Source organism: Clostridioides sp. LIBA-2809, from assembly GCF_056688965.1.
In genome coordinates, this window is sequence record NZ_CP197004.1 from 3,442,129 (window position 1) to 3,462,910 (window position 20,782).

General features: G+C 30.1%; 17 protein-coding genes. 7 read left to right on the forward strand and 10 right to left on the reverse strand.

Annotated elements, in window-relative coordinates:
- Window positions 1-22: 22 nt before the first annotated feature.
- On the reverse strand, window positions 23-2,068 hold the full coding sequence (locus tag ACTG44_RS16365) for a sigma-54 interaction domain-containing protein (RefSeq protein ID WP_021385845.1): 2,046 nt from the start codon (window positions 2,066-2,068) through the stop codon (window positions 23-25).
- A gap of 247 nt (window positions 2,069-2,315) precedes the next feature.
- Between ACTG44_RS16365 and ACTG44_RS16370 the strand changes: the two genes are divergently transcribed.
- A complete protein-coding gene (locus ACTG44_RS16370) occupies window positions 2,316-2,789 on the forward strand; it encodes a MarR family transcriptional regulator (protein WP_021385842.1) in 474 nt (157 codons plus the stop codon).
- A 152-nt stretch (window positions 2,790-2,941) separates the two neighbouring features.
- A complete protein-coding gene (locus ACTG44_RS16375) occupies window positions 2,942-4,177 on the forward strand; it encodes an MFS transporter (protein WP_021385928.1) in 1,236 nt (411 codons plus the stop codon).
- 248 nt (window positions 4,178-4,425) lie between these two features.
- Here ACTG44_RS16375 and ACTG44_RS16380 read toward each other — a convergent pair whose 3' ends face one another.
- From ACTG44_RS16380 to ACTG44_RS16395, 4 genes are all read right to left on the reverse strand, one after another.
- Complete coding sequence (locus ACTG44_RS16380) at window positions 4,426-5,235, reverse strand: alpha/beta fold hydrolase (RefSeq protein ID WP_021385929.1); 810 nt, start codon at window positions 5,233-5,235, stop codon at window positions 4,426-4,428.
- An 83-nt stretch (window positions 5,236-5,318) separates the two neighbouring features.
- Window positions 5,319-5,852, reverse strand: a complete 534-nt coding sequence (locus ACTG44_RS16385) for a ferritin-like domain-containing protein (protein ID WP_021385885.1) — start codon at window positions 5,850-5,852, stop codon at window positions 5,319-5,321.
- A gap of 150 nt (window positions 5,853-6,002) precedes the next feature.
- On the reverse strand, window positions 6,003-7,352 hold the full coding sequence (locus ACTG44_RS16390; protein WP_479920837.1) for a TldD/PmbA family protein: 1,350 nt from the start codon (window positions 7,350-7,352) through the stop codon (window positions 6,003-6,005).
- 11 nt (window positions 7,353-7,363) lie between these two features.
- Entirely contained in the window at window positions 7,364-8,746 is a 1,383-nt protein-coding gene (locus ACTG44_RS16395) for a TldD/PmbA family protein (protein WP_479920838.1), read from the reverse strand.
- Window positions 8,747-8,990: 244 nt separating this feature from the next.
- On the opposite strand from ACTG44_RS16395, the gene ACTG44_RS16400 reads away from it, so the two are divergent.
- From ACTG44_RS16400 to ACTG44_RS16420, 5 genes are all read left to right on the forward strand, one after another.
- Window positions 8,991-10,205, forward strand: coding sequence for an NAD(P)/FAD-dependent oxidoreductase (locus tag ACTG44_RS16400; protein ID WP_021385920.1), 1,215 nt, complete (start codon window positions 8,991-8,993; stop codon window positions 10,203-10,205).
- A gap of 175 nt (window positions 10,206-10,380) precedes the next feature.
- Complete coding sequence (locus ACTG44_RS16405) at window positions 10,381-12,294, forward strand: sigma 54-interacting transcriptional regulator (RefSeq protein WP_479917424.1); 1,914 nt, start codon at window positions 10,381-10,383, stop codon at window positions 12,292-12,294.
- Between the two features lie 310 nt (window positions 12,295-12,604).
- Window positions 12,605-13,537 (forward strand): 2-keto-3-deoxygluconate permease, encoded by a 933-nt coding sequence (locus ACTG44_RS16410; RefSeq protein ID WP_479920839.1) that lies wholly within the window; start codon window positions 12,605-12,607, stop codon window positions 13,535-13,537.
- Between the two features lie 20 nt (window positions 13,538-13,557).
- Window positions 13,558-13,833, forward strand: a complete 276-nt coding sequence (locus tag ACTG44_RS16415) for a UxaA family hydrolase (protein WP_021385946.1) — start codon at window positions 13,558-13,560, stop codon at window positions 13,831-13,833.
- A 12-nt stretch (window positions 13,834-13,845) separates the two neighbouring features.
- On the forward strand, window positions 13,846-15,009 hold the full coding sequence (locus tag ACTG44_RS16420) for a UxaA family hydrolase (protein WP_021385910.1): 1,164 nt from the start codon (window positions 13,846-13,848) through the stop codon (window positions 15,007-15,009).
- Window positions 15,010-15,169: 160 nt separating this feature from the next.
- Here the strand turns inward: ACTG44_RS16420 and ACTG44_RS16425 are convergent, their stop codons facing one another.
- From ACTG44_RS16425 to ACTG44_RS16445, 5 genes are all read right to left on the reverse strand, one after another.
- Window positions 15,170-16,510 (reverse strand): MATE family efflux transporter, encoded by a 1,341-nt coding sequence (locus tag ACTG44_RS16425; protein ID WP_479920840.1) that lies wholly within the window; start codon window positions 16,508-16,510, stop codon window positions 15,170-15,172.
- 11 nt (window positions 16,511-16,521) lie between these two features.
- Window positions 16,522-17,304 carry an ABC transporter ATP-binding protein gene (locus tag ACTG44_RS16430; protein ID WP_021385902.1) on the reverse strand — a complete coding sequence of 261 codons (783 nt, stop codon included), beginning with the start codon at window positions 17,302-17,304 and terminating at the stop codon, window positions 16,522-16,524.
- 14 nt (window positions 17,305-17,318) lie between these two features.
- The gene (locus ACTG44_RS16435) at window positions 17,319-18,341 is read right to left on the reverse strand and encodes an iron ABC transporter permease (RefSeq protein WP_044213892.1); all 1,023 of its coding nucleotides are present in this window, start codon (window positions 18,339-18,341) and stop codon (window positions 17,319-17,321) included.
- Window positions 18,342-18,346: 5 nt separating this feature from the next.
- A complete protein-coding gene (locus ACTG44_RS16440) occupies window positions 18,347-19,360 on the reverse strand; it encodes a FecCD family ABC transporter permease (protein ID WP_479920841.1) in 1,014 nt (337 codons plus the stop codon).
- 128 nt (window positions 19,361-19,488) lie between these two features.
- Complete coding sequence (locus ACTG44_RS16445; protein ID WP_021385908.1) at window positions 19,489-20,427, reverse strand: ABC transporter substrate-binding protein; 939 nt, start codon at window positions 20,425-20,427, stop codon at window positions 19,489-19,491.
- Window positions 20,428-20,782 lie beyond the last annotated feature (355 nt).

The window sequence follows — 20,782 nt, forward strand, 5'->3', positions numbered from 1 at the left end:
GGGATTTCACATTTATAGCCCCCTATATTTCCCCCTTAAATTTTACATATGATATAAAATTCTTTCCTTCATCAGTTATAAAACTCCCTTGTTTTTTTACTCCAGATGACAGTAATCCATGTTTTTTTAACTTATCTATTCTTTTTCTAATTTGGTCTACACTTAATGTCATACTTTTTTCTTTTAAGATTTCTTGTAATTTATTTCTTCCTAATGATATATTTTTATTATTCCAAGTTTCTATACTCATCAATATACAAATACTCTCATTAAAGAAATTTGATTGTTTAAAATCCAATATAATTGAATCAAAATTTTCATTAACTAAAGTATTGTTATTTTGAAATTTAAATTGTTCTGGCAAATGCTCATAGTCTACTCTATCTTCCTCTACTATAGTGTCGATATAATAAATCAAATTCTTAAGCTCTCTCACATTACCTGGCCACTCATACAATTTTAATACCTGCATTGATTTTTCTGTAAAACATTTATTGCTATTTATTTCATCCAAAAAATACTTACTTATAAGGGGTATATCTTCCTTACGCTCCCTAAGCCTTGGTATTTCTATATGTAATACATTAATCCTATAATACAAATCTTCTCTAAAAGAACCTTCTTTGATTTTTTTCTTCAAATCTTTATTTGTAGCAGCTATAATCCTAACATCTATTGGTATAATTTTACTTCCGCCCATTCTCATAACTTCTTTTTCTTGTAAAACTCTCAACAATCTTTGCTGTACCTCTAGAGAGATATCACCTATCTCATCTAAAAAAATTGTTCCTGTATGTGCTCTTTCAAATATCCCTATTTTTCCGCCTTTTATCGCACCTGTGAAACTGCCTTCTTCATACCCAAAAAGTTCGCTTTCAATAAGTGTATCTGACAAAGAAGATAGATTGACTGCAACAAACGGCTTGTCTTTTCTTAGAGACTCATTGTGTATTGCCTGGGCAAATATTTCCTTTCCTGTTCCATTTTCTCCAAGTATCAACACAGAAAAATCTGTAGATGCTATTTTTCTTGCTATATTAATTTTTTCTTTTATTATTTTACTCTCACCTACAACATTCTCAAATGTGTACTTTGATACAAATCCCTTTGTCTGAAATTTATTTTGAATCTTATCCTCAAGCATCTGAATTGCACTTATATCTTTAATACTTATAATACTTTTTATTCGTTCATTATTTTCATACACATTTACTTTATTAATTATGAGTTTTTTGTTATTTAGGCTTACTACTTCATCACTAACTTCATCCTCTTGAAAAAATATTTTTTTAATAATTTTATCACTAAATAAATCCATAAAATTATTAGATATAATCTCATTTTGGTCTATTCCAACTAGATTAGAAAATACTTTATTGCAATATATAAATTTCCCTAATTTATCAATAGAAGCAATACCTTCATCGATAATCTCCAAAAAACTCTTCATAGTTTTATTCATAGTTGTATAGTATCTATATCCACTTACTGTGTCTTCATTATATTTTTCTTTAATAATATGTAATTTATCTATAGATATATTCAGCTTTGTAAAGATTTCTATGACTGTATTTATATCGATTATTTTAGCCCCTATATCTATTATTTGCTTTAAGTTCTGTGGTACTCTATTTCTACTTCCTGTAATAATTCCAATCTCACATTTAGACTTATCACATCCTGGATAATATGGTATTAGATTAATATGAATTAATCCTAATTTTTTAATTATCTTGGCGGTTTCATCTGCTGATTCTTTATAATCATCTATAACCATAACTTCAGAATCATTTTCTATACTTATTATCTGGTTTATATTTTCAATATTTATTGTACGATGTACTATTACAATAGGTATATTTTTATCTATATTATTGTGTATATGCTCTTTTATCTCATTATCTGAACACACTATAAGCTCATACTTTAATAGTTCAATATTTATGCTATCCATATAGACTAAATTATCTATATTACAAAATTCTCCAAATATATTTTCTAATTGTTTTGAGATATCTATATTTATTTTGTCATCTGTTGATACAAATAAAATATTATGTTTTTTCATACCATCACCTCCTGTTTAGTGAATATAGAAACTAATAATTTGGTCTATTGTAGCACTTTTTAAAAAAGTTTTAAATCTTAAAAAGCATATTTTATATCATTTGTTATTATTTTCCATAGGAAAACAGTGTATCTTCTATTTTTTCATCTATACTTCAATTTCTAATATGATTATTTTGACGTTGTTGTAATAGTAACAAAAATTTAATATAATATTGTTAATGCATCAACGAATTGGAGGACGGTTCATGAATAAAGAAGAACAAGTCATAACAGGCTTTAGGAACTTATTTAACAAACTGGCTTGGCTTAATAAGTCTAAGATGGAAGAGGCACTTAAGGATTATAAACCTTCTGAGGTACATTGTATAGAATACATTGCAAAAAATACAGATTCCAACGTAACAAAACTTGCAGAATCTTTTTATATGACTAGAGGAGCTATGAGCAAAATAACTAAAAAGCTCATGAAAAAAGGCTATATTGAAAGTTATCAAAAACAGGATAACAAAAAAGAAATCTATTTTAGGCTTACTAAACAAGGAAAAGAAATTAACAAGGTTCATGAGGAACTGCATAGAGAATTTCAAGAAAGAGATAAAACTGTATTTGAAGATGTAACAGAAGAACAGTTTAATAGTATGATTAACCTTGTAGAAAAGTATAACAGGCATTTGGATGCAGAGATTAGAAAACTTGATATAGATATTAAATCAGAATAAATTTAAATGAATAAAATGAAACTGTAGCAACCAAACTCTGATGAGAACAGGTTGCTTTTTTATCGCCATTTTTTGTTGACAAAGAAACAAAATGATGATACGATAAATATGTTTCCAAGGAATCAAAACCAACTTTTGAAAGGAGAATTTAAATGTTCAAATTTAAATCAAACAATAGAGGAAGCATAGAACAAACCCTAAATAAAAAAGCTTTAACATTTGGTCTTATGTCTGTGTTTCTTTGTGGAATAGGCTTCAGTATTATAAATCCTGTTGTTCCATTCTTAGTACAACCTTATATAACTAACCCCCAAAATCAAGCCATAGTCGTTACTCTACTTACATCCATTTATGCATTCTGTGTATTTTTTGCTGCTCCTGGGCTTGGGGCTTTAAGTGATAGATATGGCCGTCGACCTTTACTCTTAATATGCTTCCTAGGCTCTGCAATTGGATACTTAATCTTTGGTATAGGAGGAGCTCTATGGGTATTATTTGCAGGACGTATAATAGAAGGACTAACAGGAGGTAGTATAAGTACTATCTTCGCATATTTTGCAGATATCACCCCTATAGGACAACGAACAAAATACTTTGGGTGGGTTAGTGCAGTTGCAGGTGCAGGTGCTGCTATAGGACCCACTATTGGAGGATTACTTGCAAGATTTGGTTATTCTGTACCTATGTATTTCGGTGCAACAATTACTTTATTAAATTTTATCTATGGATTCTTATATATGCCTGAGAGCCTTGACAAAACTAATAGACTTAAGAAGATTACTTTTGTAAGATTGAATCCCTTTACTCAACTCACAAATGTACTTTCCATAAATAACTTAAAAAGATTACTTATCTCAGGATTTTTACTTTGGATACCCAATGGCTCTTTACAGGCTGTCTTTTCTCAATTTACACTAGATACTTTCAATTGGGGACCTACACTAATTGGGCTTATGTTTTCAATTATGGGTATACAAGATATAATTTCACAAGGTTTTATAATGCCAAAGCTTTTATTAAAGCTTAGTGATGTACAAATAGTAATTTTAGGAATGGTTTCGGAGATTGCAGGTTACTGTTTTATTGCAGCATCAGCTTTACTCTCATTCTATCCCCTTTTTATTATTGGAATGTTTATATTTGGCTTTGGTGATTCAATTTTTGGACCTTCATTCAATGGAATGGTATCCAAATCTGTTGATTCTAGTGAACAAGGAAGAATTCAAGGAGGTAGCCAATCTATTCAATCTTTAGCGAGAATAATTGGACCTATCATTGGAGGTCAAATCTATGTATCATTTGGTCATGCTTCCCCTGCTTTCATGGGTATAATACTTATATCAGCAGCAATATCAGTCCTATACAAAAGTATACATATAAATAAATAGACATATTCTTTATTCAGATAAGCATTTATTTTTATTTTTGATTATAGATTAATTAATTTCTCTTTATAGAGGAATTCTTCCTAAATAACATACATAGCAGTTAACTTTAATGACATATAATAATAGGGTCTCAGAACTTAGTGATAGTTCTAAAACCCCATTTATCTATAGTATATGAAGTGGCATAAGACTTAATCTATACCACTTTATATAATATTATCTTATTTTTAAATGCTACTAAAATATTTCTATTCCTCTAAAAACTGTAAAAATTCCTGATTAAATAGTTTGAGTTCATCATAGAATATAGCATGACCACTATACTCAAAAGTATATAAAGTTGAATCTTCTATTTTTTCATTCATAAAAACTGCAAACTCATATGGGCATACTTGGTCTAATTTTCCATGGAATATACCTGTTGGCACTCTTACACATTTTAAATCGTTAAACAATTCTTCATCTCTTAAAGATACAGCTGTTCCAATCGTGCCAATACCCGATGCGCTAAAACCAATGTCGTCAAACCACCTTCTAAAGCTTTCTGATGGATTAGATGCAAATACTTTTTCTCCAAAATTACTTACCATTTCTGGTCTATCAGTACATGCCTGAGCTATTAATTTATTAACATCCTCACGTGTCATACCATATGGAAACTCTGGAGGTCTTTGTACAAATGATGGTGCAGCGGCAGCAAACAATGCCAATTTTGATACACCATACCCATGAAATAGACTCATATATCTAAGTACAATTGCTCCCCCCATTGAAAAACCAACAAGGGTAAAATCTCTTAATCCAAGAGCATGCACCACCTTATAAATATCATCTGCTAATTGGCTATAATTATACCCTCCTGATGTTGCATCAGACTTGCCAAAACCTCTTAAATCAATTGAAACTGTTCTATATCCAAGTTTTGGCAGTATATTAGTTTGATATTCAAATATCTCATGCCCTAATGGCCAACCATGTATAAAAAGTACTGTTTTTTTAGCGTGCGGATTTAAATCATACACTGCTATATTTATACCATTTACATATACATAATACATATCAATAGCAACTCCCTTCAAGAAAATTTATGATATCTATTTTATATATATGAATAAAATTATGAATAGCTAAACTTTCGAGTTTATCTGCAGTACTTTTCTATTGCTTTTTTAAACAAGCCTACATGAACTTTTTCGTCTAAAATTATTCTATTTAATATAGCTTTTATATAAGGGTCTTCTATAATACTTATATCTCTATAATAATTATCAATAGCTACATACTCCAAGTGTAAATCTGATTTTAGTCTGTCGCAAATGGAATCTCCATAATATACAAAACTGCCATTCCAATATGCACCACATGAACTTGTAGAACCCCTGTATACAGGGTTTCCACCCAACAATCTTATTGTCTTTGCCAATATCTCCATATGTAACATCTCTGTTATAGATATATTTACCCACATTTCATTAAGTTCTTTATAATTTTCATCTGAATCAAAATCATGGTACAAGTACTGTGTTACACTTGTAAATTCACTAGCTCTACCAGAATAATCATCCATCAGTAGTTCTGCATAATACTTATTTGGTCCTAAGACTCTTATTTCTGGGTATGGTTCATCACTTGAATATCCCTTTCTCTTGTGCATATCGTAATGTGCATCACTCATAATATATCCTCCTCTAAATTTAACATATGATATTAATTGTATGCATATAAATCCGTCTCTATGATTTAAATACTAAAACTTAAATTACATAGTAAAAAGCCATGTTAATTTTGATTAACATGGCTTTTTACCTATACAATTACTTTTTAATTATTCATCTTTACCTGCTACTGATAATTCTTTAATAACAACTGAAGGTGAGCCTATACTACTCATTGGAAATTCTAAATCTTCTCCTATAACTTCAATATTTTTCAATAGGTCAAAATAGTTTCCTGCTACTGTAATTTGCTCTACTGGAAATGCTTTTTGCCCTTCTTTAATATAAAAACCTTTAGCTGCCAAAGAAAAGTCTCCTGTTACTGAATTTGCACCTGAATGAAGACCTGCAAAACTAGTAACCATCAATCCTTCACCTATATCCTTCATAATTTCATCTAGAGATTTATCTCCTTTCTCTATATAAAAGTTAGTTGGATGTATACCTATAGGTGATGAATACGAAGATTTTATTCCATTTCCTGTAGTCTTTACATTTGCCTTATTAGCCGTCTTTAAGTTATGAAGTAAAGTTATAAGCTTTCCATTTGAAATGACTTCTTTTTTAAATGTGGCTACTCCTTCATCGTCAAAAGGAGTAGATGCCATACCATTTTCTAAAAGTGGGTCATCAACTATTGTAACTATAGGAGATGCTATCATATCTCCTTCTCTGTCTTTTAATAAAGATAATCCTTTTTGAGCTGAATCTGCATTAAATATTCCAGAAAATGTGCTAAGTAAAGATACCATAGCTTCATTAAACAGTATAGTTTTATATTTACCTGATGGAATACTCTTACCACCTACTTTAGATAAAGCATTATCAACACCAAGTTTTGCTATCTTGTAAGGCTTTATTTCTCCAATAGAAGTTGCTATATTGTATCCTACTCCATCATATTTTTGCCCATTGTCTTCTATGATAGGAACTACAAACCCTATAAGCATATTAGTTGTATTACTCAAATCAAGACCTTTAGTATTATATATACCATTGCTTGATACAGAATAAGATATAGTACATCTAGATAAATTTACTACCTTATCTGAATAAGCTTTAGTCTCTCTTTCCATTTCTAGAGCTAAATCAATCAACTTATCTGCTTCTAAATTTTCCAACTCTTTAGAATAAGTCTTTACATAATTATAGTGCTTGTCACCTTCATATATAAACTGTACATCTTCATTTTCAATGGTATTTACCCCATCTTTTACACTTTTTATCAACATATCAACAGCTTTATCATCTAAAATTTCAGTATAAGAGTAACCTATCTTTCCATTTACTTTTCCTCTAAAAGATAAACCAAAAGACTTATCAAGATTGTATTTTTCAACTTCTCCTTCATATATATTTATACTTAAATTTTCTCCTGTATAATAATATACTTCACACTCTTCAAAACCTTCACTTAGAGCTTTTTTAAATAATATATCCTTAAAACTTTTAAGTTCCACAATTATCCCTCCTATCTTCCACCTACAGTAATTTCTTTTACCCTTATCATAGGTTGACCTACATTGGTTGGTATACTTCCTGATGATGAACCACACATCCCCTGAGCTTGTTTTAAGTTATCCCCAACCATATCTATATTCATAAGTACATCGCTACCTTTTCCAATTAAACTAGCACCTCTAACTGGCTTTTGTATTTCTCCATTTTTTATCAAGTAGCCCTCTGAAACTGCGAAATTAAACTCTCCTGTTACAGGATTTACAGAGCCGCCACCCATTTTTTTAGCATAAAGTCCATCTGGTATTGACTTTATAATATCTTCTGGTTTATCTTCTCCAGCAGCAATATAAGTGTTGGTCATTCTTGAAGTTGGAGCAAATTTATAGTTTTGTCTACGAGAACTTCCTGTAGGATTCATTCCCATTCGTCTACCATTCAGCTTATCTATCATATAAGACTTCAATATTCCATTTTCAATTAGTATATTTTTTTGAGCTGGATTTCCTTCATCATCTATATTCATAGAGCCCCAGTAATTTGGTATTGTACCATCATCTATAGCTGTAATCTTTGTAGAAGCAATCTGTTGACCTAATTTATCTGCAAATACAGAGTTGCCTTTTGCAACTGATGTAGCTTCCAAAGAATGTCCACATGCTTCATGAAAAATTACCCCACCAAATCCATTATCTATCGCCACCATCATATTACCTGCTGGACAATTTTTAGCATGCAACATAGTATGTGCTACTCTAGCCGATTCTCTTGCATAGTATTCTGGGTCTATCTCTTCAAATATCTCAAATCCTTTGCAACCTCCAGGACCTTCAAATCCAGTTTGATTTTCATTGCCTTTAGACGCAACTGAACTTATTCCAAGTCTCGTTCTTATTCTTCTATCTTCAACATATACTCCTTCAGTATTTGCAATTAATATTTTTTGGTCTTTATCTGAATAGCTAACACTCACTTGTGATATATCACTACTAAACTCTTTTGCACTCTTATATGCAATCTTCATTACATTTACTTTATCTCTATTACCTATTGAATTTGGATAAATTTTTATATTATGTACGTTATTTATTTTAATATTGTCATTTAGTATTACACTTTTTCCATCTTCTAATCTACCTAGAGCAACAGCAGCTTTATATGCTACATCCAACAAACTATTTAACGAATTGTCACTTGTATAAGCATATATACTTTTTAATCCTTTAAATATTCTTATTCCTATACCATAATTTCTTCCACCTATTGCATTTTCTACCTTATTATCTATTAAACTAATAGAATTATTTATAGTGTCTTCTTCAAAAATCTCAGCGAAGTCTCCTCCAGTAATTAGACACTTTTCTAATACCTTTGAAGCTATATCTTTTGAAAGCATAAATTTACCTCCTACTTTAAATTTTTAATTAACTTTTATCTAATCCTTTTACTTATTAAAAACATTATATACCACTATTACTTAAAGTAAAGTACTTATGAATATATTATACATATGTTTTACACTAAAATGTTATCACATTTTTATTTATACATACCCATATATCTAGATAATTAAAATGTATAATATTATTTGCTATAGAAAATAATACACTCATACATAATAAATTTTAGGAGTGAAATATATGAATCAAGAATATGTAAAAGGAAAACCTATTTTTACTAATATAAACAAAATTCCAAAACAATTTCCGTATCTTACTGATGACATTGATACTGATGTTATAATTGTTGGTGGTGGTGTTACTGGATGCATTTGTGCTTACTATCTAGCTAAAAACAATATAAAATCAGTCATTCTCGAAAAAGGAAGGATTGCACATGGAAGCACTAGTGTAACCACTTCTCTTTTACAGTATGAGTTAGATGACAATTTGATAGACTTAACAGAAGTTATGACTTTAACTGATGCTCTAAAAGCATACAACCTTTGTGTATCAGCACTTGAAGAGTTAGATGAATTTATAGAACTCTATGGAAATAAGTGTGATTATGCCAAGAGAGATACTCTACTTTATACTGCTAATAAACTTGAAGTTAAGGCTATAAAAGAAGAATATAATTTAAGAAAAGAAAATGGATTCGATGTTGAATATATTGATGAATCTACAAACCCTTTTAGTTTTGATTTGAAATCAGGGTTGATAGCAAAAAACGGAGGAAGAGAACTAGACCCATATAAGTATAGTCATCATTTAATCGATGTAAGTCTAAAAAATGGTCTGCAAGTATATGAAAATACAGAAGTAAAAAAAGTAGACTTTTCAAATGATAAAGTGACTGCTGAAGTATCTTATGGTTATAAAGTTCATGGAAAAAAACTAATCGTAGCTACAGGGTACAATACAAGTTTATTTACAAAAAGAAACTTTGCAACTAAGTCAAATACTTTCAATATAGCGACAAAACCGATTGAAAATATAGACTCTTGGAAAAACAATGTTCTAATTAGAGATAACTGTGACCCATATAATTATCTAAGAACTACGAAAGATAATCGATTAATTATAGGTGGCGAGGATGTAAGTTTTGATGATATAGAAAACGAAACTTTAGCTAATGAAAAGTATGACATTTTAGAACAAAGATTAAAAAGTATGTTTAAGGATATAGAAGATATACAGATTGAGTATAAATATTGTGGTTGTTTTGCTTCTACTTTAGATAATTTAGGTTTTATTGGTCCAGATAACAAAAACCACAATCTATGGTATTGCCTAGGTTATGGAGCCAATGGAATACTCTTTGCAATACTTGGTGGTATAATGTTAAGTGAATTGTATCTTGGTAAAGAAAATAAAAATATGAAATTGTTTAGAGTAAATAGATTTGATAAATAGACATTATATATTAAAAGACTGTACAAAAAAAGAACTTTAGAATTCTAAAATCTAATTTTTGTGCAGTCTTTTATAATGTTCTTTTTAAAAACACTTTATTTATAATTAAATATAAAGTAAAATATTAAAATATAACTGATAAATTTAGCCATAGTATAATATTTAAGTTTATTTGATGAAATATGGAGGAATCATTATGAAAGAAATACTCGTTATTGCTCCCACTAAAGGAACCTATGAAAAATCAATTCACATAGTTAAAAAACACAAGTATACAAATATTGATGTTGTATTTGGTAATCTAAAAGAAGGGATACCTCTTGCTGAAAAAAGTATTAATCATGGAACCAGAATTATCATAAGCCGAGGTGGGACTTACAATATGCTAAAATCTACTTACAACATACCTGTAGTTGAAATTAAAGTAGATGCTTATGATATCATAGAAAGCTATAAAGAAGTAAAAAACTCTAATGAACCATTTGGAATAATTGGATTTAATAATGTAATCTATGGTTTTGACATTATAGAAGAAATATTGAATAAAAAAATAACTATGATTGAAATTGAAAAAGAAGAAGAGATTTATGATGCTATAGAAAAATATAGAAAGAAAGGTATCAACACATATATAGGAGATACTACTGTTGCACATATTGTTAAAAGACTCAATTGCAAGGGGATATTAATCGAATCTAGGGAAGAAAACATACTTAGAGCTATTCAACAAGCAGAGCAAATACTTGATGCAACTAAAGATGAACAAAAAAGAAGATTACAGATAGAAGCTATGACAGATTTCGTACATGATGGGATAATAACAGTCGATAAAAATTTTAAAATCACATTATTTAATAAGAGTGCTGAAAAAATATTTGGTATAAAAAAAGAAAATGCACTTTATCATAATGTTATAGATGTTATTCCAAACACAGTTCTTCCACAAGTAGTTGAGACTATGGAACCTCAAATTGGTGAAATACAAAATATAGGAAGTACAAAAATCATTACAAATAGAGTTCCAATCATAGTTGATGGTCAAATTCAAGGAGCTGTTTCTACATTTCAAGATAGTAAAGAAATAAGTTCTTTTGAACATACAATAAGAAGAAGTCTATTAAATAAAGGACTCTCTGCCAAATACACTTTTGACGATATAATACATGCTAGTGAAAAAACGAAAAATTGCATAGAAATTGCAAAGAAATATGCCTGTTATGATACTCCAATGATTATTACTGGAGAATCGGGTGTTGGTAAAGAGCTGTTTTGTCAAAGTATACACAACTATAGTAAACGTAAAAAGGCACCTTTTGTTGCTGTAAATTGTGCTGCTATACCTCCATCTTTAATAGAAAGTGAATTTTTTGGTTATGAGGAAGGTTCATTTACAGGTGCAAGAAAAAAAGGTAAAGCAGGCGTATTTGAGTTAGCACATGAAGGTACAATCTTTCTCGATGAAATAAGTGAAATTCCTCTTGAACTTCAAGGACGACTGTTGAGAGTATTACAGGAAAAACAAGTTATGAGAATTGGTGGTGATAAAGTCATCCCTATAGATGTAAAAATTATTTGTGCTTCTAATAAAGACTTAAAAAATATGATGCGTGATGGTTTATTTAGACAAGACCTTTATTTTAGAATAAATATCTTAACACTATATCTTCCTTCCTTAAAAGAAAGAAAAGAAGATATTTTAGAGTTGTCAGAATTTTTTATACATAAATATTCAATCAAATACAACAAAACACCTTTAATAATAACTCCAAATATTAAACAAGTACTTCTTGAACGAGAATACGAAGGGAATATAAGAGAACTGGAGGGAATGATGGAAAGAGCTGTTATTGTAGAATCATTTGACTCAATTTTATCAGAAAAATATAACAGCGAGTATACAAATAATATAGCTAATACAAATAATAATAATTTTGAATGTAATAACTTAGATTTAAAGACATTAGAAAAAATATATATCTATAAAATTTACAACGAAAACAATAGAAATACTACAAAAACTTGTGAAATTCTAAAAATAACCCGCTCTACTCTATGGAGAAAGTTAAAAGAAATAGAAAATGATGTTTAAAAATAATACATATTTAATATAACGAAACGTTTTATGTTTAATTTTAATACATAAAACGTTTCGTTATTTTGCTGAAAAATACGATTATATAATAAAATAATTATTTTCAATTTTAAATTTCACACAATTATGCATTTAATTCTAAGTAATCTACAGCATTTCAAACAAGCAACAAAAATAATCAAAATAACTTTAAATACAAAATCTATATATTGGCATAGTAATTGCTTTTAGATACTTATATAAAAATGTAAAGGAGTGATACTAGATGCACATCTTAAAATCAGTGAAAAAGATACCGGGAGGACTTATGGTATGTCCCTTGTTATTGGGAGCACTATTTAATACAGTATGTCCACAAGCTCTAGAAATTGGAGGATTCACAACATCCTTATTTAAAACTGGTGCAATGAGTATACTTGCTCTATTCTGTCTATGTAATGGTGCTCAAATTAACATTAGACAAGCTGGTAAACCATTGACTAAAGGAATAGTGCTTACAGCAACAAAATTTATAATTGGTGCAGTATTAGGTATTATCGTCAGTAAATTTATAGGGCCTAAAGGCATAATTGGTATTACACCTCTTGCCATAGTGGCTACCATGACCAATTCAAATGGAGGTCTATTTGCTGCACTTGCAGGTGAATATGGAGACTCTACAGATGTTGGAGCAATATCTATATTATCTTTAAATGATGGTCCTTTTTTCACAATGCTTGCTTTTGGAGTGACTGGACTTGCAAATGTACCTATAGTTGCACTATTTGCAGCACTCATACCAATACTACTTGGATTTATACTTGGGAATCTCGATGAAGATATACGAGAATTCCTTGCACCTGGTACAACATTATTAATTCCTTTCTTTGCTTTCCCTTTAGGAGCAGCATTAAACTTTAATCAAATTATAACTGCTGGATTACCTGGGGTTGTACTTGGCTTAGGAGTTACTCTAATAACAGGTATGGGTGGATACTTTGTAATGAAACTTATACGTGCAGAGCATCCAGCAGTGGGTGCAGCAACTGGAACAACAGCTGGCAATGCAGCTGGTACTCCTGAAGCTTTAGCAGCTATAGACCCTACTCTAGCTACAATTGCAGCTGTTTCAACAGTACAGGTTGCTGCTGCTATCATTGTTACAGCAATATGTTGTCCAATGTTAGTTTCTTTTCTAGATAAAAGAGAAAAAAAGAAAAAAGCTATTTTTAAAACAAATAAAAATATTGAAGTAAATTAATATTTAAGGAGGTAAAAGTGATGAATGCAATTATTCATGCAAATGAAAAAGATAATCTAGTTACATGTGTTAGACCTTTAGTTAAGGGTGAAAAAGTTTCAATTGATGGAAAATCTTACATAGTAAATGATGATATCCCTGTTTTTCACAAGATGGCTACAGAAGATGTAAAAAAAGGTGACGTTGTCTATAAATATGGTGAAGTTATAGGAATCGCAACAGTTGACATAAAAACTGGTGACTATGTTCATGTACATAATATTGAAAGTACACGTGGTCGTGGAGACAAAAAATAGGAGGTAATTGAAATGAAATTAATGGGTTATTTAAGAGAAAATGGACAGTTTGGTATTCGTAATCATGTTTTAGTTATTCCAACATCTGTATGTTCAAGTGAGACAGCTACAAGAATAGCATCACTTGTACCTGGAGCAATAGCTATCCCTCATCAACATGGATGTTGTCAAATTGGTTCTGATATAGAACTTACAGCAAAAACATTGATAGGATTTGGGAAAAATCCTAATGTTGCGGCAGTTTTAGTAGTTGGTCTTGGTTGTGATGGTATACAAGCAAAAGACTTAGCTTCTGAGATAGCTACAACAGGAAAAAAAGTAGATTATGTTGTTATACAAGAATGTGGTGGAACCTTAAAAACAGTCTCTAAAGGAGCTGAAATAATAGGTCAAATGTCTCGTGAAGTATCAAAAGAAGTAAGAGTTGAATTCGATATGAGCGAAATTACATTAGCACTTGAATGTGGTGGTTCTGACCCAACAAGTGGAATAGCTTCAAACCCTTCAATAGGGGTTGCATCAAATCTTCTTGTAGATGAAGGTGGAAGCAGTATACTAAGTGAAACTACAGAAGTAATTGGTGCAGAACATTTACTGGCTACTCGTTTTGAAGATGAAAAAATGAAAGATAAGTTTCTTAAATTTGTAAGTGATGTAGAAAAGAGAGCAATTGCTATGGGAGAAGATTTACGTAGTGGTCAACCTACTCCTGGTAATAAAGCTGGTGGACTTTCAACAATCGAAGAAAAATCACTTGGATGTATGTATAAAGCAGGTAACAAGCCATTTAAAGGTGCTCTTGAATATGCTGATATTTTACCACATGATAAAAAAGGTCTATATTTTATGGATACTCCGGGACAAGATATAGATTCTATTACTGGTATGGTAGCAGGTGGTGCACAGATTGTAATCTTTTCAACTGGTAGAGGTACTCCAACAGGAAGCCCAATTTCTCCAGTTATTAAAATCACTGGAAATAGTGATACATACAACAAAATGCCAGACAATATAGATATAAATGCAGGTAGAATTATAACAGATGGTGCTAAAATAGCAGATATAGGGCAAGAAATATTCAACGAAATAGTAGAAGTATGTAATGGTAAATATACTAAAGCTGAAAGTCTTGGTCATAGAGAATTTGGTATTTATAGAATTGCTTCTACATTTTAATATCTGATAAATATAATATATAAAGTATCTTTATATAAATACACTCCCCCTATATATACAAGATAAAAATCCTTTAACATAAAATTTAAAATATATAAAAGGGTCTATCAGTCAATAATTAAAATTATTAAGTGATAGACCCTTTTATTTTTTGATAAATTTATACTTCTCTCGTTTTAAATTCCCTTTTTAAGAATAATAGCACAATTATCATAGCAATAAAATCTGCAATTGGTTGTGCTAACCAAACTCCATCTAAATTAAATTGAATTGGAAGCACAATAATTAATGGTATAAATAAAATAAATTGTCTTAAAAGAGTTAAAAACATAGAATGTTTAACTTTACTTATACATTGAAAATACACAGGTCCTACAATGGAAATTCCCATTATTGGCAATGTAATTAGATTTATGTTTATACCTCTTACAGCTATCTCCATTAAATCTGAATCTTTATTAAATATACCTACAAATACTTCTGGGAAAACTTGTACTACTAAAAATCCAAATGACAATATAACAATTGACACTATAATAGATAGTATTAAAGTTTTCTTTGCACGTTCATATTGCTTTGCACCATAATTGTATGATATTATAGTTTGCATACCTTGATTCAAGCCAAATACAGGCATCATAAACATCAATAAAATAGATGTAAGTGCTGTCATAGCTCCAATAGCTAAATCCCCACCATAAGCCTTTAAAGAATTATTTGTAAATATATGAGTTATGCTTATAGCTACTTCCATAGCAAAAGGTGTCATACCTATTGCAAATACATTTTTAACTATATCTTTATCTAATTTTAAATTATATTTTTTTAGTTTTAAATTGGACTTCCCTCTTATAAAATAATATGTTACCCAAATACACACCACTACTTGACAGAGTACTGTTGCTATAGCAGCTCCTTTTATACCTAAATCAAACACAAATATGAATATAGGGTCCAATATCAAGTTTAATACACAACCTACAATCATTGTTCTTGCTGCTAATTTTGGATTACCTTCTGCCCTAATCGCATTATTAAGAGAAAATGCAACTAGATTAAATATACTTCCAACCAATATAACACTCATATAGTCTTTTGCATAAGAGATTGAATCTTTACTTGCACCCAAAATAAAAAGTATATCTTCTAAAAAAACTAACCCTAATACAGTTATTATTAAAGATATAATTATAGATAGTGTCAAAGCATTACCTAATATCTTTTCTGCTTCTTCCTTATTTCTTTCACCTAACTTAATAGACAATCTTGTGCTAGCACCTACTGATATTAGCATTCCAAAAGCTATTATTAGTGTAAATACTGGCATAGTTACGCCAAGACCTGCAATAGCTATGGAACCAATACCTTCCATAGAACCAATAAATGCTCTATCTACTACATTATAAAGTGAAGTTACCATCATTGCTATTATTGCAGGTATCGAATATCTAAGTAATAAAATCCATATTTTTTCATGTCTTAATGCTTCTTGATTTTCCATGTTGTCACCATTTATACCATGTCATAAGTTATACAAATTGGTTTATTTGTTCTTGGATCTGTTGCTATTTCTGCATCAATGTTAAATAATTCTTTTAGATTATCTTTCGTCATGACATCATATGCATCACCTTCACAAACTATTTTACCTTTCTTAATACCTATCATGTGGTCAGCAAATCTCGCTGCATTATTAAGTTCATGTATTACCATAACAATAGTTCTTCCTTGTTTTTTATTTAATTCATCTAATAATTTTAATATTTCTAACTGATGAGCTAAATCTAAATATGTTGTAGGCTCATCTAGTAGTAATATATCAGTCTCCTGTGCTAAAGCCATAGCTATCCATGCCCTTTGTCTTTGTCCTCCCGATAAGTCTTCTATATTTCTGTCTTTAAAATCTGCAATTCCAGTAACTTCTAAACTCCAATTTACAATATCTCTGTCTTCTTTACTAGAATTACCAAATCCACTCTTATGAGGAAATCTTCCATAAGAAATTAACTCTGAGACAGTAAGACCACTAGGAGCTTGAGGACTTTGTGGAAGTACAGCCATATCTTTTGCTATTTCTTTAGATTTCTTTTTATAAATATCCTTTCCATTTATATATATACTTCCACTCTTAGGACTAATAATTCTTCCTATAGTTTTAAGTATTGTTGATTTCCCACAACCATTAGCCCCTATTATAGTAGTTATTTTTCCTTTTGGTATATTTAAATTTAAATTTTTTACAATATCTGTATTTCCATATGATATATTTAAATTTTTAGTATTTATACAGTTCATAACAACACCCTTTCCTAATCATTTGCCAACATTAAATAGATAAAGTATGGCACTCCTATTATAGAAACCACTATACCTACTGGTATTTCTATAGGTGCCAGAATATTTCTAGATATAGTATCTGCTACTAAAAGTAATAATGTTCCTATAAGCGCTGATACTGGTATTAATCTTTTATGTTTTGGTCCTATTATTTTTCTACCTATATGTGGAGCTATTAAACCTAAAAATGAAATACTACCTGCTACTGCTGTAGATACACCAGATAAAATTACTGCATATATTATGAGTCTTCTTCTTTGTTTTTCTACTTCTACACCAAGACTTGTAGATACTTCATCACCCAAGTTTAAAACATCTATATATTTAGCTTTATACATAGTTATACCCATAAAAACTACTATAAATGGAAGTACAGCTATCACGTATTTCCAACTAGTTCCCCAAATACTACCTGATGTCCATGCCATAACTCTATTAAATTCTTGTGTTGTAAATTTCAATTGGAATATCGTCAAAATTGAGGTGAAAGCTATATTTATGCCTATACCAATAAGTAGTAATCTTGAAGAATTTATCCCACCTTTCCATGCAAGAGAATATATAAGAAAGGCTCCAAATAAAGCTCCTACAAGTGCAACAATTGGCATTGTAAATACGGTTAGATTACTCATTCCTTCATAAACATTCCCATTCATAAGGTATATGTAAACGACTACAAATAGTGCAGCACCTGAATTTATTCCCAAAATACCAGAGTCAGCCAAGTCGTTCTTTGTAACACCTTGAAGTATTACTCCTGCTGTTGATAATGCTGAACCAACCAAAAGTGCTATTACTATTCTTGGTAATCTCAATTTAAATATAGCAATTTCATGATTACGCTGACCTTGACCTAAAAAAGTCTTTATGACATCCATTGGTTCTATAGAAAATGAGCCCATATTTAAACTCACCAGAAAAGTGATAAAAATAAGTACCACTAAAATTGATATAACAAGCAATGCTTTAGAATTTATTTTCATAATACTTTTCATAGTACTTATTTCTCCCCCTTTCTAACAAGATATATAAATATTGGCACTCCTATAAGTGCTGTTATAGAACCTACTGGTGTCTCATATGGAGGATTTATCATCCTACTTAATATATCTGTATATACAAGCAATACAGCTCCTAGAACTAGAGAACTTGGTATTATATACTTATAATCTGAACCTACTATTCCTTTAGCTATTTGAGGAACTATAAGCCCTATAAAAATAATATTACCAGACACCGAAACAGATGCCCCAGTCATTAATATTACGAGTATTATACATATGAATCTAACAGTGTTAGTTTTTTGACCCAGTCCTATTGCTACTTCTTCTCCAAGGCTTAATATAGTTATTCTTGGAGCCATAACCATAGCTAATATAAATCCAATACCTCCAGCTATAAATAACAGCTTTACACCTTCCCAATTTACTCCTACAAGACCTCCTGATATCCAGAAACTCAATTGTTGAGATAGATTAAAATACATAGATATCGCTGATGCTAAAGAAATTAACAGTGTTCCAAGTGCTACTCCTGCAAGAGCTAACTTTACATTATTAACTCTTCCTCTTGACTTGGAACTTATAAAATATATAAATAATCCACTTATACTTGCTCCAATAAATGCAAACATCATTACACTAAGATTTCCATGTATAAGTTGAGGAAGTTTTTTTTGAAGCACTAGTGATATTGCAATTGCAAATGTAGCCCCTTGTGTAATCCCTATAACAGAAGGTTCAGCTATAGGATTTCTTGTTATTCCCTGCATTATTGCTCCAGAAACTGCTAGAAAGCCTCCAACAAGAGCTGCTGCTATTGCCCTTGGAAGTCTAACATCCTTTACTATTCTCATATTTATTCCATCTTCCATTTTTATTAAACTATCTATAACAGTTGATAGATTCATATCTTTTGCCCCAATAGCTATGGATAATACAATTCCAAGTACAAGTACAACTATACTTACTAGTATCAATAAATAAGTTAAATTTTTTTTTCTAAGCGTAGTCAATTATTCTACCCCCTTTTCCCTTTTAATCATTAGTATAGTAACATCTATTAAATATTTTTTATTTTAAACTTTATTAAAAATAGGTGTGAAAAATGAATATCATTATCTCACACCTACTAAGTTAAGAATTACTTTGTTAATTCATTTTTAACTGATTCTAATAATAACTCTTTTCCAATTGGATTATATGATTGGCTAAAAAATGGGGCTGCATCAAGTATTGTTACATTTCCATCTTTTACTGCTCTGATTTGAGCCCAGATAGCACTATTTTCTAAATCTTTTTTATCTGATTCTGTAGCAATTACAACTATATGGTCTGCATCTATATCTGTTAGACCTTCCATACTTACCATTGGTAATGTTATTCCATCTTGTTTAGGCATATTTTTAGGTCTAGCTAGTTTCATATCATCATTGATTAAAGTTCCTATTCCACCATCACTAAATACCATAAATTGACCTGAGCTAGCTAACACTGGTAAATAAGTTTTTTCTCCATTTTTCTCTGTAACTTCTTTACCTAATTTTGTAGCTTTTTCATCATACTTCTGTAACCAGTTTTTAGCATCCTCTTCTTTATCAAATAACTTTGAAACATCAGTTAACTTACTTCTCCAGTCATTTGCATAATCTTTCATCATTACTACAGGTGCTATTTCTTTTAATTGGTCATATATTTTTTCTTGTCTCTGACTCATTATTATTAAATCAGGATTTACTTCTAATATAGCTTCCATATCCATAGTGTCCATCATTGAGTGTCCAACTATTTTTACATCTTTAAGTTCTTCTCTTATGTAACTTGGTAATTTATCAGTTTCATATGAGTCTACGTTTGCTGTTGCAACAGGTTTATGACCTGCTAATAATAGTTCTTCACTACTTCCTGATATATCAACTATTTTTTTAGGATTTGATGGTATCTTAACATCTCCCTTAACAGACTGTACAACTCTTGTATCTGATTTATCTTTATCCTCTGTATTCTTATCTGAACATGCTGTAACAAGTACTAGCGTAGTTATAATAGATATAAATATTGCAAGTGATTTTATTTTTTTCATGATTTTTTCTCCTACTTGTTTATTATACTTACATGATATTGATTATCATGAGCACATATTTATTATAGCATTTTTCTACTTTTAGTCAATATTATTTTGTAAAAGGATAAAAATTCCTAATCAATCTTAATTATATTTACTGTAGATAAGGTTTTCTTAATTTTAAGTAATCTATTTAAATTTTAATAAAATAACTTTTTATGTTAAGCAATGATAAAATGATATTGTATTACTAAACTCTATTAATGTAAGAAATGCTATTGCAGATAATCATAAACTATAGCAATAACCCTTATTTATCTTAATTCTATTACATAAAAAAAGTCCTCACTCTTATGTGGGGCAAGAATGAGAA